The 18,110-nt window shown below is 45.2% G+C and carries 8 protein-coding genes; 4 read left to right on the top strand and 4 right to left on the bottom strand.

Annotated elements, in window-relative coordinates; translation table 11 throughout:
- Nucleotides 1-104: 104 nt before the first annotated feature.
- From BC343_RS09855 to BC343_RS09840, 4 genes are all read right to left on the bottom strand, one after another.
- Nucleotides 105-2,321: a carboxypeptidase-like regulatory domain-containing protein gene (locus tag BC343_RS09855; protein WP_078347617.1), complete on the bottom strand. Its 2,217-nt coding sequence runs from the start codon at nucleotides 2,319-2,321 to the stop codon at nucleotides 105-107.
- A gap of 1,216 nt (nucleotides 2,322-3,537) precedes the next feature.
- Nucleotides 3,538-3,912: a carboxypeptidase-like regulatory domain-containing protein gene (locus BC343_RS09850; RefSeq protein ID WP_078347616.1), complete on the bottom strand. Its 375-nt coding sequence runs from the start codon at nucleotides 3,910-3,912 to the stop codon at nucleotides 3,538-3,540.
- Between the two features lie 60 nt (nucleotides 3,913-3,972).
- Nucleotides 3,973-4,263, bottom strand: a complete 291-nt coding sequence (locus BC343_RS09845; protein WP_078347615.1) for a hypothetical protein — start codon at nucleotides 4,261-4,263, stop codon at nucleotides 3,973-3,975.
- Nucleotides 4,264-4,605: 342 nt separating this feature from the next.
- Entirely contained in the window at nucleotides 4,606-5,097 is a 492-nt protein-coding gene (locus BC343_RS09840) for a fibronectin type III-like domain-contianing protein (protein WP_078347614.1), read from the bottom strand.
- Nucleotides 5,098-5,423: 326 nt separating this feature from the next.
- On the opposite strand from BC343_RS09840, the gene BC343_RS09835 reads away from it, so the two are divergent.
- The 4 genes from BC343_RS09835 (at nucleotide 5,424) to BC343_RS09820 (ending at nucleotide 17,743) form a co-directional block, all read left to right on the top strand.
- Entirely contained in the window at nucleotides 5,424-13,694 is an 8,271-nt protein-coding gene (locus BC343_RS09835) for a PKD domain-containing protein (protein WP_162276847.1), read from the top strand.
- A 4-nt stretch (nucleotides 13,695-13,698) separates the two neighbouring features.
- Complete coding sequence (locus BC343_RS09830; RefSeq protein WP_078347612.1) at nucleotides 13,699-14,712, top strand: PorP/SprF family type IX secretion system membrane protein; 1,014 nt, start codon at nucleotides 13,699-13,701, stop codon at nucleotides 14,710-14,712.
- Nucleotides 14,713-15,500: 788 nt separating this feature from the next.
- On the top strand, nucleotides 15,501-17,186 hold the full coding sequence (locus tag BC343_RS09825; RefSeq protein WP_078347611.1) for a membrane-attack complex/perforin family protein: 1,686 nt from the start codon (nucleotides 15,501-15,503) through the stop codon (nucleotides 17,184-17,186).
- Between the two features lie 56 nt (nucleotides 17,187-17,242).
- Complete coding sequence (locus tag BC343_RS09820) at nucleotides 17,243-17,743, top strand: hypothetical protein (RefSeq protein ID WP_078347610.1); 501 nt, start codon at nucleotides 17,243-17,245, stop codon at nucleotides 17,741-17,743.
- Nucleotides 17,744-18,110: the final 367 nt, after the last annotated feature.

Here is an 18,110-nt window from a genome sequence, read left to right as displayed (position 1 = left end):
GTTTATTGTTTGGTTTTCGGCCGTAGCTAAAGCAAAGCTGGTGACCCCGGACGGAAATCGGTTCTTTGCAATGTTTTTTGAGATCGGTGTTCCGGATTTTAAAGTCAGCAGAGCCGCATAATATACCTTGCCTTTAGGCTTCCGGTTAAAAAAAACTGACCGCCGGTACCGATTCCGGCCCTCACAATTATCGTCAGCGAGTCTTTATTAAACTCATTTCTTACCGACAGTGATGTTCCGTCATTTTTCACTTCCGGAAGTACTCTTATGACAACCGCCCCATCAGGAAATTTAAGATGGGCAACATACCGTTCATTAGCCAGGTAAGTGATCTCAAAACTACCCATACCGTTTCGGGCCGAACGGAAGTCAGCTATTGTTACATAACCTGATGCAGCCACACCATAACCATCTTGATCCAGAATTTTGAACCCCATCCTTGTAATACGCCCGGTAATAGCGTTGCCCCCTTCCGGTAAGAACTGGATATCGGCTGCGTTGTAATCCTGTATTTTAAAAGGCAGTGTTGCAGCAAGGGCTCCATTTTGTTTCAACCGTACTTCCATTTTTTTGTACTCTCCTTGCGGGATTTCCAATTCTAAACCACCATCCACACCCGTAGTTCTTTTTTGTGATGAAGCAGGCCTTTTATCTTTCAGTATCTCTATGTTAATTGCCGATAAACGCAGCGGTTCTTTGTTCACATTCGCCAAATATAATTTTAGCCGTTGCGCGTTTGGAGCACCGCTTAGCGAGGACTGTACAAGTATTGCACTTTCGCCAGGATCGCTGATAAGGATATTTTTGATAAAAGAATGGTCCGGATTGAAATTTAACATCCAGTTGGTATAAGCTTTGAACGTAATCGTTCCTGCGTTGTATTCTTTTTCATTCAAACTGATACTGCCTTGGGCCATGCCATTTTCCATCTTGAAATTATATTGCCTAATCATATTGCCATCCGCTGAAAAGGCACTGATATGCAGTACGCCGCTATTCTCTGTAGGAAGAAGGATAGTGTAGTTTAATACATATGCTTTAAACCTGACGGAATCATTTAGGGCATAATATGGTTGATTGAGTTGCAGGTAAATAATTTCAGGAGCTGCGGACGCGTAAATACTGTCAGCGTGTAGTGCCAGCGCTTGCATCCGGCTTGCCATCGCAAAACCAGGGGAGGATGCCTGGCCTTCTGCCTGTGCACTCAAGCCTGCTCCGGATGTTTCTTCGCCCGGCTCACTGTAGCTGATAGGCAACAATTCAGCTATGCGGCTATGGCCCCAAGCGCCGTTGTATGAAATACTTTTTGAGTTAACTACCGTACCATTCCCATCCAGAAGGACATAAGGCGAATTGAAATAAAGAAGAGTTGTTTTTTCGTTATATAGTTCTTTTTTATAAAAACGGCCGCGTGGGTCATAGTCAATTTGTAAGGTATCTTTTTCGCAACCAAATGCCCAGATGCCGGTTTCATTTGTCGGGAGAAGCAAGTCATTTTTATCAAGTTGGCCCGGATGGAATGATCTTTTTCTTTCTCCATCTTTCTTTTCGTCGCGTACTCGCCGCACTAAATAATGTTCGCTTACTTTTTCAAGGAGCAACGCACGAAAAAAACGGGAAGGTGAGTTTTCATAAACTTGATGGCGGCGTTTTTGCCATTTTTTTACATCTTCCCCCGAGCCGGTTAACTCCTCGAAAAGTGCGGACCCGTCGTAGTGAAGACTCTGGCCTGCACTATTCCGGTCGAGGCTAAACTCGTTTAGCCAATATTTTAATTTATATCCCAGCTCGGGATTTTCTATTTCTATAAAATCAGAAGAACTTCCGCTTAATATTCCTTTTGATTTGTTATACCTGAGATCGATAATATCAGGATTAAGGATCCTGCATTTTTCTGCGATGGGCGAATTGCCGATAAAAGCATTTTTAAACCATTCCAGGTTTTGCTGTCGGAAAGAATCATCTCCAACGATGACCTCTTTGAGCTCACGAAGAGCTGGCTGAAGATATATGTCTGTAATCGTGAGGTTATTACCGTTAACGGTCACCGGCTGTTTATACGATCTAAAGCCAAGCATTGATACTGTCAGGTTATAAGTGCCATTCTTGATAATTTTGAGGCTAAAGGCACCGTCAACATTCGTCAGGCTTCCTGTCGTCGTATTTTCAATAAACACGCTGCAATCCTGTAACGGTTGCCTGGTTACAGAATTGTAGATTTTTCCACTCAATAAATACTGGCTAAAGCAAGTTGAAGGAAATAAAATAAATAGGATGAGGACAGTTCTTTTTGACATAAACTCTGCTTTGAATATCGCCATATATTTTTTCTTTGCCGAAAAAGAATCAAGAACAAGCAGCTTATTTTTTCAATAGCGCAACGACATCACCCTCATCAACTAGATTCGTCCAGCATTTAACGGGTGGCCACACACTCAGGCCATCGGCCGGAGCTGGTTGGAACCATTCGAAAATTTGGTTCCGGTTCGCTAACGGTGAACCAAGCGTGATAAAAGCATAATAATCGTGCGCTCTTTACGACAAAGAGCTTTCTAAGTGGCCAATGAGCCCAAAATGACCAATGACGACCTGAACGTTGCCGGTTAGCTTTTCAAGAACACGTTGAACGATAGTTTCCAGTAGCCAATGTTTGTTTATATAGCCGACGGCCTGTTTCGGGTCCCCCCTGCATGGCATTTTGCGAGATGTTAGCGAAAAATTTGCCTTAGGATAGCGCACTTAATGCTCTCTGAATGAACTTTGGGGTTACTGCAAAGTCCTCAACATAAGTTGTAAGCAAAGGAACTCAATCCGGCTCAATTTGGACAGCGTCCGGCCAAAGCAAATTAAGTAGCACTTACTCTTCTTCAGTCAAAGATGTCAAACTATGGACGCTATAAGAACCTATATCCCCGCCTGGCCGGGATGTGTCGCCATAAAATGCGCAGGTAAGATCCAGAGGAGTCAATTGCCTATCCGCTAGATGCAACCTCTTGATAATAATAGCCACCACTCGCCATATAGGACCACATCTACTTTGAACTGCTGACCGATTCCGTGAATAGCTAATATCTTAGGCATAAGGGGCCCTTTCGTTTGAAGGGCTAGCTGCCGTGTAGATTACAGTTTTCATTTAAATGATAAAGTTTTACAGCAAGGTACGAGTACTTTAGATATCTGTCAACTGTAGAATTATTCGTTATATCATTTGCTTGCAGAAAGAAATAGGGTACAAATTCTATCTGCATTAGTAAAATTAAGCTTTAGCCCAGCTGCTCATATACAGGTCTTGAAATATAAGGAAAGCAAACAAAACAATGATTTTCACACTCTCCCTTAATTTTAAAATTTTGTAAGCAGTTCTATTTTATTTGTAACAGATACTTTAATGTACATGCTTTGCAAGTTGGCACATACTGTATTACAACCATTATCAAAAACGATTAAAATCCCTCCCGCTCCTCATCTAACAATGCTTATCGCTTTTCCAAAAGTGCTATGGCCTCTACTTCTAATGCTTTAAATCACGCTTCTTATCTATCGTGTAGCAACCTTAGTGATATTATTAGTATCACTGGTATTTTGCCGCCTACCTAAGGGCTTTAAGTAAATCGGATAAAAATAGGTTTTACCTACCCTGAAATTACGAAGCTGTGTTTTGTAACCTTCATTATCTATAACAAGAAGAATGCCTTCGAAATTTCCCGTTAAATGAAACTTGCCTTGTTCATTAGTAACAGTGTCAATCATCGTATCGGCCACGGTTACTCTGACACCAGCCAAAGCCGCCTGCGAACGAGCATCCTGCACAATGCCATAAATATCTACTAAATTTTGCGCGTTAAGCTTGCTGGGTAAACAAGCCGCTACAAGCACCGCTACGGTGATCGGTAATAATCGAGTTATGTCCATGTGAGGAGGCTTAAAGAATGGTAATGATGATCGAATTAACGGCCGACACTTTATGCCGGCTCAATTAATGATTTGCCCGAATAGAATATGATTCAGCAGTAATATCCCTTTCTGTCCTGTATCGGTTTCAACCGTATGTATATATTTAAACTGCCGGGAAGAGCTGTCGTAAACCTGATCTATAAGCTTAATTGATAACGCTTCCTGAATAAAAGCTAAGCCATTTTGCACACACAGAATTTGCTTGTTGATGTTGAGGGAAAAATCGAACCCATAGCCGAGTTGATGAAGTTCTGTCACCCTCCGGATAAGACCGTTGCCTTGCCGCCCATGTTTGTTAGTTGCTGCCATGATAGTTTTGTTTAGTAACCTATCTATCGCAAAACCATACCAAAGCCATAACAATCTAATTACCAATTAATTAAGTAATTATCAAATACTTACGAAATACCGTATATCTACGGCCAGCTATCCGAAATAGCGCAAATTAGCAACTACATTGAAGGCCTAAAAACCTACCGCCCTCAATACAAACCACGTTATCTACTGTAAATCAATACTTAATGCACATTACAAACCCCTCTGTTATCACACCCTAATATTAGCAATAACTGGCTAAACAGGTTTACTTAAAACCAAACGATCCGGCCAAAATACTTCGGCCGGATCGTGAAAAGATGAGAATAAACAGGTTTACTTTACTAACAAGGTTTTGTGGAAGGCAATATTATCACAGGAGCTGCCCACCTGTATATCAAATTCGCCGGGCTCCACTACATACTGCATCTTATCGTTATATAAACCCAGTTCGGCTACCGGCACTTCAAGTTTTATCCTGGCCGTTTTGCCGGCCTTTATCAGTTCTTTTTTAAATGCTTTCAACTGCATTACCGGTGTAGCAACAGAACTCACCTTATCGCGAATATAAAGCTGCACAAGCTCCTTACCGTCGCGTGCGCCGGTATTCTCTACCTCAACCTCTACTTGTATGGTACCATCGGCCGCGACAACCGAGTCGGTGAGCGTGCAAGACCGGTATTTGAAGTTTGTATACGAAAGGCCATACCCAAAGGCCCATAGCGGATCTGGCTTGTCAAAAAAGCCTGTCTGTTCGGATGCAGCATCAATAAAAGCGAAAAAGGAATTCTGGAGATCCGCTGAAAAGAAAATAGGATTAGCTGCCACTTAATCGCCTCCGCAGCGTAATTATTATCAACTTATTGAATTCATTAATATGGGGCCACCCCAAAAATATCATCTTTTTGATATTACTGACATGATCCATATAACCGTAAATTCATAAAACGTAAGTATTTTAATATTCAAGAGGGCTTAATTTTTCATGGGTTTCGGATAATTCCGATATTTTTCGCAATATTAGAAGACTGATCCGGTTGGTCCGGTTCGGTTGCTGAAATCCTAAACTTTATTGAATGGTGAAAACTATACTCAAGCACTTTGCTTTTCTTTATATTATTTGTTTTGGGTTTTTATCCGGGGTTGGCAGTGCCATGGCATTCGGGCCGTATAAGCTTCCGGGCAAGGCTACGCCGGATATTCGCTTTGAAATTTATTTTCGGGGATTAAAAGATCTTTCGTCAACCTTTGCAGGCGCAATCGTAACTTCCACGGGCGGAACGACAATTTGCCAGGGCGGTTCACTCATTCTCAGTACCAACCCAACGCCACCCGGTGGTTCGGCCTACCAGTGGACTAAGGACAACAGCCCGATTGCTGCTCCTGAAGGTACCGGATCAACATTAACAGTGAATGCGACCGGTAATTACGGGCTAACTGTCATCACAAATAACGTTTCTGAAACTTATCCTGCTATCACAATTAATGTATTGCCGGTACCTGTCGCGGGCTTTACGCATTCTGCTAACAACCTTTGCAGTAACGTGCCGATGACTTTCACCAGTACTTCAAGTGGTGACGGGCTTACCTATTCATGGAATTTTGGTGACCCGAATTCGGGCAGCAATAACACTTCGACATCTGCTAATCCCTCGCATACGTTCATTGGAGACCCGGGCAATGGAACACAATCATTTAACGTAACATTAATTGTAAAAAATAATTCGGGGTGTACTGCGGCAACGAACGCAGTTGTAACCGTTAAGCAAATACCCAGTACAGAACTTGGCGGCACGGGCTCAACTTTATATCATGGCTCAAAATATTTTACGCAATGCGTTACGGCATCGGCAACTTTTAATTTCGTCAATCAATCAACGACTAAAGCTACCAATACGCACTATACGATTTCCTGGGGAGACGGCAGCCCGAATTTCGATGGGAATACTTTCGCAAGCAGTATATCTCATGTATACCCCGTGGGTGTTTATATGATAAATTACACGGTTACAGGAGGGGATGGTTGTTCGAGTACTGAAACCTACCATGCTTTCGTTGGTGGGACGCCGGCCATATCCATGGGTACTACAGGAAACAACTCTATTTGTACTGGTAGTACTTTAACATTCCAGGTGGCAGGCGGCACTAACCCTCCCGGAACGACTTATACCGTAACTTATAGTGACGGGTTTGTGAAAGTTTATGATACTGCACCCGATACCATATCCCATACTTTCAATATCAGTTCAAATGGCAAAATAGGCACCAATGGCACAAAAGACTACCTAAACGCTTTTTCGGCGTCTATCGACGCGGAAAATCCCTGCGGCAGTACCTCTGCCTCCGTGGTTCCTATATATGTATCCGATAAACCTAAAGCAAAAATAAATGTTACTCCGAGTGACACCGTTTGTATAGGCACCAGCCAAACCTTCAGCAATGCCAATGCTTTAAATTACTATATCTCGACGACCGGGCAAAGCACATTAAATAAATTTGTATGGCGAGTTAGTCCTTCCAACAATGACTATACGGTAAGTGGAGACGTTGGAACAGATGAAGGGTCGAGCGATCCATCCTTGTGGACGTCAGGAGATGATGCGATCAGGTTATCCTACAAAAAAGCAGGTACCTATACCATTAAATTAAAAGCCGGTAATCCTAATTGCGGACTGGATTCTATTACCAAAACAGTTTGCGTGAACCCAACACCGGTTGCTGCATTCAACCTTGATAATTCAACCGGCTGTGCACCTATGGCTGTTAAGGCAACAAATTCCTCCCTGTTGCCCTTTTGTGGAAATAATACTTACTTGTGGGAGGTAACTTATAACAACAACGGCTGCACGGGTAGCACATCCAACTTCGCATTTGCGAACGGCACCAACAAAAATTCAACAAACCCAGAGTTTAACTTTATTAATCCCGGTAGGTATACGATCAGGCTCACTACCACATCGCCCGGCGGTGTATGCTCGAATTTCATAACGAAAACGGTAACGGTAAAAGATAAACCGATCGTTACCCTCACATCAGCGCAATCGGTTTGCCAGGCTGCGGCTTATACACCTTTTGCCACGGTATCTAATTGCCATTCCACTGTAACAGCCACTTACGCCTGGACAATGCCAGGCGCTTCGGTAACTACCTCTTCGTCACTAAACCCGGGTATAGTTACTTATAACGCGCCGGGTACTTATACCATTACCCTTGCTGTTACCAACGAGTGTGGTACAACTACCAAAACACAAACAGTTACGGTAAACGAAACCCCAACCGTGACCGCTCCCGCCGACCAGCAAGTTTGCGTGGGTGCGAATAGCGGCCCGCTTAATTTCACCAGTTCTCCGGGTACAACTTTTAGGTGGACGAACAGCAACATTGCCATAGGCCTGCCTGCCTCCGGCACAGGCAATATCGGCAGCTTCATTGCCAGAAACACTTCCACCTCCCCCATTGCAGCAACTATAACAGTTACACCAACCAACGGCAGCTGCCCGGGTCAACCTGCTACTTTTAAAATTACGGTTTATCCTATCCCTGCGGCACCGCTAGCCGATGCCCTAATTAATTACTGTATAAATGATACACCGGTGCAACTCACAGCAACCGCATCTGCCGGCAACACCCTCACCTGGTACAACAACGCAACGTTAACAGGCGGCAGCACTACGGCCCCTACGCCGGCTACATCTGCCGCCGTATCAGTAAAATACTATGTTACCCAAAGCAATGCTGGTGGTTGCCCAAGCCCCGCTACTGCGATCACGGTAAATGTATACCCTGCAATTACTAACAATACCATTAGCAGCAACCAATCTTTATGCGCTAATACAAGTGCCGCTGCGTTGACATCATCGGGCGCACCGGGCGGCGGGAGCGGTACCTATGCCTACCAATGGCAATCATCTGCCGATGGTACAAGCTGGGCAAACGTTACCGGCGCTACTTCAGCATCGTACAACCCGGGCAACATGACGGCCACCACCCTTTTCCGGCGAATTATTACCAGCGGTAATTGCAGCAATACCTCTAATGCGGTAACGATAACCGTTCAAGGTTCGCTTACCAATTTCAATATCAGTACCGATCAAACCATTTGCCGGGACGCTGTTCCGGCGTTATTGAAGGGGCAAGACCCTGCCGGCGCGTCAGGCAGTTTTACTTTTCAGTGGGAAAGTTCCGCCAACGGCAGTACTTTTAACCTTATAAACGGCGCCACCGCAATCGACTACCAACCCGCAGCCTTAACTGCAACAACCTATTTCCGCAGGGTAACTTTTGGCGGCACCTGTAATGCTACCTCCAATGTGGTTACGGTTACCGTTAATCCCAAGCCTGTTGTAAACCCTGTTTCCGATAAGGTACTTTGTAATGCCTCACCATCGGGGAGTATTGCCTTTAGCGCACCAACGGCTAATACCTCGTTTAATTGGGTTAATGATAATACTGCTATCGGGCTGGCGTCATCCGGCGCGGGGAACATTCCTTCGTTTGTTACCGCCAATACAGGCAAAACACCAATAACAGCTAATATAACCGTTACGCCGATATACACGTCGGGCGGCGAAAGCTGCCCCGGCACACCACTCGTTTTCAAAATAACAATACTGCCTACCATCACCTTAGCCTCATTGCCCGGCCAAACGGTTTGTACGGGGAGCCTTAACCCGGCGGTTATCCCGGTACATGATGCCGCCGCCTTCGCCGGTAGTTCTGTAAGCTACAGCTGGAACTCGAATGCGCCTATAGGAATAAGCAACGGCAGCGGTAGCCAGGTACCTTCTTTCACGGCCACAAATACCGGAACGGCAGACCGCATTGCAACTATAACCGTTACGCCCGAGTACAATTACCAGGGCATGATTTGCAGCGGCACGCCTGTTTCATATACGGTTACCGTATATGCCGCGCCTACTACGGCACAGGCAGGGCCAAACGCGAAAACCTGTGGTACAGGGTACCAGTTACAGGGCAACGCGCCGGTAAGCGGTACGGGTGCCTGGTCGCAAACCGCGGGCGCGGCAGCAACATTCTCGTCGGCAAGTGCACCCAACGCGACCCTGAGCAACCTCGTTAAAGGCACCCGTTACCAGTTTAGCTGGGCCATAAGCAACGGCAGTTGTACGCCGAGCACGTCGCCCGTAATTATTGATGTATTGAACGACATCACCAATACCATAAAAGTTGATGCTCCATTTATTTGCCCGGGGCAATCTGCCGCCCTCAGCACCGCACAATTAACAGGCGGGGATATTACCGGCGTGGTGGCCGCCAGTTATACTTACGAATGGGAAAGCTCGGCAAATGGCAGTACCGGCTGGCAAACCATTAGCGGCGCAACCCAACCCGGGCTTACGGTATCGCCATCGGCAACAGTTTACTATCGCCGCAAAGTGAAAAGCTATCAGCAATGCGAGTTTATTAGTAATGTAATTACTGTTACGCTTAACTCCACCGCGCCGGCAGCCAACGCGGGCAGCACGCAAACCTTATGCGCACAAACGCAAACTATATTGGCAGCCAATAACCCGGGCGCCGGCTTCACCGGCACCTGGACGGACGCTGCAGGACAAGTTAGCAACTTAACTTTTAGCCCCAATGCCAACACTTACAATGCTACCGTAAGTGGGCTGGTTCCCGGCCGTACCTACAAGCTTACCTGGACCATTGCCAGCAGCAGTTGCGGCTTTACCTCTTCGGATGTTACTCTCGACAACCTGTTACCTATAGACAACCAAGTTAGCCCCGCCACAACTACCATTTGCGCCGGGCAAACCCTTACCATAACGGGCAATACGCCAACGGGAGGCACCGCACCGTACACCTTTGCCTGGGAAAGCAGCAGCAACCAAACCAACTGGCAAAGCATACCCGGCCAAAGCCAGCAAAACCTGACGGTTACGCCCGCCGGCTCGTTATATTACCGCCGTATTGTATTTGCCGGTAGCTGCAGCCTGGCAAGCGCATCTGCAAGCGTGGTAGTTTTACCCGCTATAGGCAACAATACTATTAGCGCCAGCCAGCAGGTTTGTATAAATAAACCCGTACCGGTACTTTCTGGCAGCAGCCCTACCGGTGGGGATGGTACCTATACCTACCAATGGCAACAAAGTGCCGATAATACTAACTGGGTAAATATCGGTCAGGCCACGCAGCCCAATTACCAGCCGCAGCCACTGTTGGTTACCACCTATTACCGCCGTATGGTTACTTCCGCCATGTGTTCCGGCAACCAGCAAAACATCAGTGCGCCTATCACCATTACGGTTAACCCTAATGCCAAAGCTGAGTTTAATGCCTCCAAGCTAAAAGGTTGCGTACCTTTTGACCTAAATACGGTCATCACATCTGTTCCGCATGAAGAGGCTAACGGCCAATACCAGTGGTTCGCTAATGGTACGCCTATCGGTACAGGGGCAAACTTTCCGGGTTACATCCTCAATACCGACGGGGGCAGTGTTACCATCAGGTTGTTAGCGATCAGCAAATTCGGCTGCGATACCAATAGCGTTTCCCTAACCTTCTCTACCACAAAGAGCGTTGTTGCGGCCTTTACCAAAGACAAGGTGAAAGACTGCGGGCCGCTTCCTGTACGCTTCACCAATACCTCGGCACCATTAAATGGCGCTACTTATCGTTGGGACTTCGGCGACGGGCAAACATCTTCGTTGGTACAACCGGGCGTAATTACCTTTCAGCCTAACCCGTTTGGCAGGGATACCACTTACCACATTACCCTTACTGCGGCTACCGATTGCAGCAGCACGGTATATACAGATTCGGTAACGGTGCGCGCCAGGGCGCGAGCAGTTTTCACGCCCGATAAAACAATCGGCTGCTCGCCGTTTACCGTGCATATCACTAACCAGTCTACCGGTTTGCCGAATACCTATATCCTGAAGTTTGGTAACGGCCAACAGGTGGCCAAATCTGATAATTCCCCAATCGATTATACTTACATAACCGATAAAACTGATACCCTAACCATGACCCTCGTAGCAGAGAACGAATGCGGTAAAGATTCTTCTTCGTACAAAATAGTGGTGTACCCCAACAGCGTAAAAGCAAACCTGGTGGTAAACGGTGATAACAAATTCGGTTGCGCGCCATTTGCAGTAAAGTTTGATAATAACTCTACCGGCGCCAATACCTTTAAATATGATTTTGGCGATGGCAACACCGCAACCACTACCTCCGCGCCCGAATCCGTATTCCACACCTTTACCCGTAGCGGTACTTATGTAGTCAAACTAACGGCATCTAACGGCTGCTCTACCCAAAGCACCACGCAAACCATTACGGTTATTGCCCAGCCTGCGGTAAGTTTTAATCCCGTTAAATTAGAATACTGCGTGCGCGATTCGGTTGCATTTACCAATACAACGGCCGCACGCGATTCTTTTGACTATGTGTGGGATTTTGGCGACGGCAGCGCCGCCAATGGCATTGCTCCCAAGCACGTTTATAAAACACCCGGCACCTATACGGTAAAGTTAACCGCTGTACAAAATGCGGCCAATGGTGCAACCTGCGCCAGCACGGCCAGCCGGGCCGTGACGATATTACCGCTGCCGGTAGCCACATTCAACAGCAATTCGGCAACGCTGAATTGTGCACCGTTCAGCTTAACGGTAAGCAGCACACCGGCAAATGCCTCGGGCGGTGTATCGTGGTCCTTCGGCGATGCCGGCAGCAGCGATAACACAGCTTCGGGCTATACGGCATCGCACAGGTTTACCAAGCCGGGCCTGTACTTGGTCACGCTGCGTGCCTACAACCAAAGCGGCTGCGTAGATTCTACCAGCCAGGTGGTGCGTGTAACCGAAACACCGCTTGCCCGGTTTATTGCGGCAGATACCGTACTTTGCGGTAACAGCGCTACGGTTGCGTTTAAAAACCAAAGCACCTATGGCGGAAACGACCAGGTAAACTATAAATGGTATGTAAACGACACTTATGTATCGGCTCAAAAAGACCTCACCTATAATTTCAGTACGCCCTCCACTGTGATCCTGCCTTATACGTTCCGCGTAAAACTGATCGCCTCAAGTACTATTGGCTGCCCGGATACGGTTGAGCATACGATGCGCTTTAACCCCATACCGGTTGCTGCATTTAGTGCGGGTGCTAATATTAGTTGTGCGCCTTATCGCCCGGTAATCAGCAACACATCCACTTATTCCGATGGCTTTAAATGGTATGTAGATAATGTACTTGTAAGTACGGATAGAGTTCCTGCAAACATTATCCTAACCAAACCCAATACCACCTATAGCTTAAAACTGGTGACAACCAACATATACGCCTGCCGGGCAGATAGCATCACGAAAACGGTTTCTACTTATCCAAGCCCGGTGGCCGCGTTTAGCCTTGCAGATTCGGTAAGTTGCAATGGCAGGCTGGATATCAGGGTAACCAACGCCACAAGCGGGGCTACTACCTACACCTGGAACTTTGGCGACGGTAGCCCGGAACAAACGGGGCGCATTCCCGCCCACACCTATGGCATACCGGGCGTTTACAGGTTAAGTCTGGTTGCCTTTAACGGTACCTGCCGCGATACAGCAACGCATGAGGTGCATATTGCAGCGCCGCCAAAGGCTGCATTTGTGGCGAGTGTACTGAAAGGCTGTACCGGTATTTCGCCGGTGTTTCAAAACACATCGGTAAATGCAAGCACTTACCTTTGGGATTTTGGCGACGGCACCTTCTCTACCAGCAAGAACCCGACACACCAGTATACTTACACCAAATCGCCCTATACCGTTAAACTGGTTGCCTATGGCGAGTTCGGATGTGCAGACTCCACCGTAATTGTGAATTACATTACGGTTTCGGCGCCACCCGTGGTAGATTTTGCGGCATTGCCCGATAGCGTGGTACAGATACCCAATTACACTTTCAATTTCAAAAATGAAACAACGGGCAGCGCTGTGAAGTATCTGTGGGAGTTCGGCGATGGCAAAACCGCTACTGATAAAGACCCGGCCCACACTTATAAGGACCCGGGTACTTACCAGGTGAAACTTACCGTAACCAATGCAGACGGTTGCACGGCATCACGTACACGCACGGTGAAAGTGGCTGTTGTGGAGCAATACTTGTATGTGCCGAATGCCTTTGAACCGGGCAGTTCCAGATCCGAATTGCAAACCTTTACAGTTAGGGCAGCGGGGCTCGTGAGCTATTCCTTAAAAATATTCAATAAATGGGGGCAGCTATTGTTCCAGACCACGGAGCTGGATAGTAAAGGTACGCCCATGAAAGGCTGGGCGGGCGATATGGCGGGGCGTAATGCACCAACAGGTGTATACGTTTGGCAAATAACCGGACGCTTTTTAGATGGCACCGAGTGGCATGGTATGAAATATAAAACGGGGGACAAACCTTCACAAACAGGTATTCTACATTTAATACGATAGGCCTATGAAAACAAGATTATTCATTTTCGCTATCCTAACGGTATGCGTAAGCCTTGGAGCTGCGGCGCAGGACCATATATATTCGCAATTTTATAATGCGCCCAATTACCTTAACCCGGCGCTTAACGGCCAGTTTGAAGGCGACCTGCGGCTGAACATGATCTACCGCAACCAATGGTCGAGCTTGCCGGGACCGCTCAATTATTATACCTTCTCGGCTGACCTGAACCTGCCGGCGTTAAACGGCGGCATCGGGCTCATGTTTTCCAAATCGAGCGAAGGCACGGCCTATTTAAATAAAATGAACCTGTCCGGCATTTATAGTTACAGTGTGGAGTTCGGCAACAGCACGCTTTCATTCGGGCTTCAGGCAGGTTTTACGAACCGGCGGATAGATGCCGATAAACTCGTTTTTTTAGACCAACTGAACTCCGGCGGCATCATCCCGGGTGGAGTATCAGGAGCATCCCCTGTGGAGTTCAATAATAAAATGTTTTTTGATGCAGGCACGGGCATAAACCTGGTTAAAGGGAACTTCATGATCGGGCTGGCGGGCCAGCACCTGAATAAACCGAACGAGACGCTTACGGGCGCTACATCTATCCTACCTATGCGATTTAACGGCTACATGAGTTATAAGTTCGAGATAGACAATGGGTACGATGACAACCTCCCTTCGGTTATCCCCTCGGTGGTCTTGTACCGCCAGGCAGGCATTACTTCATTTAGTGCAGGCATGCAGTACAAACACCGGAATGTGAACGTGGGGGTATGGTACCGCGGTGACGGCAAACAGCAGGATGCCCTCGTTATATCTTTTATATTCGACGTATTTACCGGTGGCAGCAATGATAAGGTGCGTTTCGGTGCCAGCCATGATGCAACAACTTCCAAGCTTCCGTACACCAAAACCTCGGGCACCACGGAAGGCGCACTGAGCTATGAAACTACATTTCAGGACCATCGTGGTGACGCGAGGAATACCATGGGAAATAAACGCTGCTATGATTTTTATTAAGGTTGATAACGATCATGATACTCCAATAATCTGATGAATCATAATTTACTATTTCATGTCCCCGGTAAAAATGTTTGCCAGTGGTTAGTTAATCGCATGGACGAATAGCAGTATTTCCGAAACCTTCTTTTTAGCATCCCCTATTTGCCTCGCAAACACAGCCGGGCTGATCCGGTTTATCTTCTTTTGAAGGATGCCTCCTGTGCCCTTTGCCAGGTTCAGTTATTTCGCTCTGCTGCATATCTTCACCAGGCCGGGCACCACAGCAAAAGCCAAATTTTCGTATTCACCCACACTATCCGAAATGGCCAGACCTCGATGCTTACCCTGGCCGTTTCCCCCAGCAGATACGAAAGTTTGGCATTTGCTCCCCTCCCGCTCCACTTAATTTTCAAACCTTTGTTTCGGGAAAGGGCATGCTTCAAGATTGCAGGCTATCCATTTCGATCCCATCTTTCCCTGATATCTTATCCAACGGGCTTAATTGGGAGCTAAGTTCATACCCGGCCAAACTTTTTTTGCGGGGGGACAGCAAAAGACTACGGCATAAAAACCTTTCTCCTCAAGGGCCCCTCTATTTATTCCGTTTTTTTTTAACTATTCCGGGTATTGCTTACTTGCTTTCTTTTTCCCCATACCTCTAAAATCGAAAGAGAGTAGGCTGGCAAAAAAGAAAATACTTCCATATAGATATTCGATAAAAACATGGTAATATAATGTATACAAATGACCGAAGAACGCGCTCATCTATAATGATTTATGTTCTAAATTTAGAAAAAACATAAGTTATGATAATTGTAAAAAAAATAATCCTTTTTGGAACGCTTCTATTTTCTACGATTTTGGTAATTGCTCTGTTTTCATGTAGACATGCTCCTTCAATTAAGTACATTAGAGGAAATCCGGTTAACCTAAAAGATAGTGGAATAAGAGGTTTGCAAAATTACACTACTAATGGCGGAGGAACCACAGACAAACTAGCGTTTGGTCAGGGGTTCAATACCCTCACAGGCGATTTTATGAGCGCGGTATTAATTGAAACGCCATATATAACAGCATTCCCATACAATGGCACCCAATATGGGCAGAAGATAAGTTTATCCTTTAATTTGGTTGAAAGTACCACGGATTTTAGAAACAAACTTGGGATCGATTTTAAAGCCTCTCTTAAAATTGGGGCTTTTTCAGGTTCGTCTGAATATAAAGCCTTTAACGAAACAGCCATGAGTCGGCTATCTACTTATTTACTTATTTCTTTGAAGGTTACTAACCCAACATTAATCTTAAATGCGCAGAAATATAAATTGACGCATGAAGCAGAAAGATTAAAGGACGACACGACTCAATTTAAAGAAAGCTTTGGAAATGAATTCGCTTACGGTATGAGCACTGGGGGGACAATGTATATTCTTTATGAATACAATTCTTCTTCTTCTGAAGATAAGCGAAAAACAACGCAAGCTTTGAGTGCGAAAGTGAAAACACTCTTTTCGAAAGCAGCAATTGATTTAAGTATAGAGCATGATCTGCGGAATTTGGAAACCTTTAAACAAACGAACGTCACAATATTCGGATCAGGATTTAAAGATACACTACCTGATCTAGAGACATCTAAATTAATTCAGTATATAAAAGATTTTCCAGCCAAAGTTAAATTAAACGGGGGACATCCCGTCATAACGGATATAACTACTAATCCCATTAAAACCCTTTCTTTCATAAGCAAAAGAAGAATGTTTGACTCATTCTTAGAACAAAGCTTTGCTTTAGAGGAATTTGCACTACGAATTGATAGTCTTAGACAGTTCATGAACGATGCTAATTATGTAAAAACATATTCAAGTTTCTTTGATAAATCCGAACAGCAGGGGTTTGATTCTATTATAAAAGTTACTGGAAATAAATTGAAACAAATTGATCGTGATTCAAGGAGGTGTATGAACAATCTAAACTCCTGTAATATTGATTTTTCAAAATATAATGCCCCAACGTTCGATCCAACAATAACGGCCTGGTTTACCCAAGCTGCTCCGCGAAGAATTAATATTTCATCATTATCCTATCAACCACTCGCAATTGATACAATCAGGACAGTTCTAAAAACTTATCAATTAGAGGGAAGATATACTTTTTCAGACTATTGGGATCCGAACCAAATAAATATGAACAACCCTAAATCAAATTTGCCTTTTGAAATAAATGCCTCTTCGCCGTTACCTGGACAATTGCGCGTTGCCACATACTGCAGGTTAAAATTCCAAGTATTCGATTTAGAAAGTTCTGCGCTTTTAGAAGAAATATTTTATTTGGATTCCCCAATTAAAATAAACAGGCATAATGTGGTGATAAAACTAGTTCCGGTGGTAACGGAAGGATCGAAGGAAGCTAGTGACCTGTTGACGGATGCAAGAACAAGGACCCTGTTCAAGATTGGGGTCGATAAAGCAAATCCGTTAGGAGTATTTATCAATTAATTAGCTTTTACCGCGCTTACATACAAACACATTGTAAACCATTTAAATCAATAAAGATGAAACCTATATTAAACAGCCTGTTGGCAACTGCAATCCTTTTGAACGGTTGCAAAAAAGAATGTGAGCAACAATTTGTAAAAGAATACAATAATGCATTAGGGCATTATTATGGGTTTGAAAATAGAGTTGTGTATGAAAATAGTTCCCCGTTAAAGCTATACTTCAGAGGAAGTAAAAACTACAATGATACGACGATAAAACTTGTTTTTTTATCGCAATCAAATCAAGTGCAATTTGTCGACAGAACCGGTAGTATGTATAGCGTTTATTTAAAGGCCGGAAATAACACAGATACGATATATAATAAAGTTTACAGAAGGGATGTTAAAGGACAAATAGAGGAACTCGCGTCGTATGAAATAGCACCTTACTTACTAAAAAAAATCTTATCCAATCGTTATGAATATGGAGGAGAAATTTCTATTGCGGATTATAACTTTACAATCAGCGATGATATTGCATGTAGTTTAAACCAGTTAATCGATATTAAGAAGTAACGTAAACAAGTGGCAGCCCAAACCTTCACGCCATTATACTGTCTCACCATCGCAAGTTCGGCTCTGCCGAAAATACGGTTACTTACACTGTCACTAATTGGATACCGGGTACACGCTGAGCTGTTTTCACATGCCGGTGCCCCAGCTCTCGGCCTTTCCGTTGTGTTTATTACCAACAATTCAAAAGCTCGAAAAGAACTCTGCTATAAAACATTTGTTACGGTTCTGCGAGGCTTCGACATCATGAAATAGGAACTGCCAATTAGCAGTAACCTGACTGTTATTAATTCGTCGTGATTTGTCCTAAAAATTTTCGGGCACGAGTTCTGCAAAGTCCTTGGTAACGCAATTCGTACCCGAAACACCA

It is taken from the genome of Mucilaginibacter pedocola, from assembly GCF_002013915.1.
GTDB lineage: Bacteria > Bacteroidota > Bacteroidia > Sphingobacteriales > Sphingobacteriaceae > Mucilaginibacter > Mucilaginibacter pedocola.
Note: the sequence above shows the minus strand (reverse complement) of the source record. Positions and strands in the feature narration are given on the sequence as shown.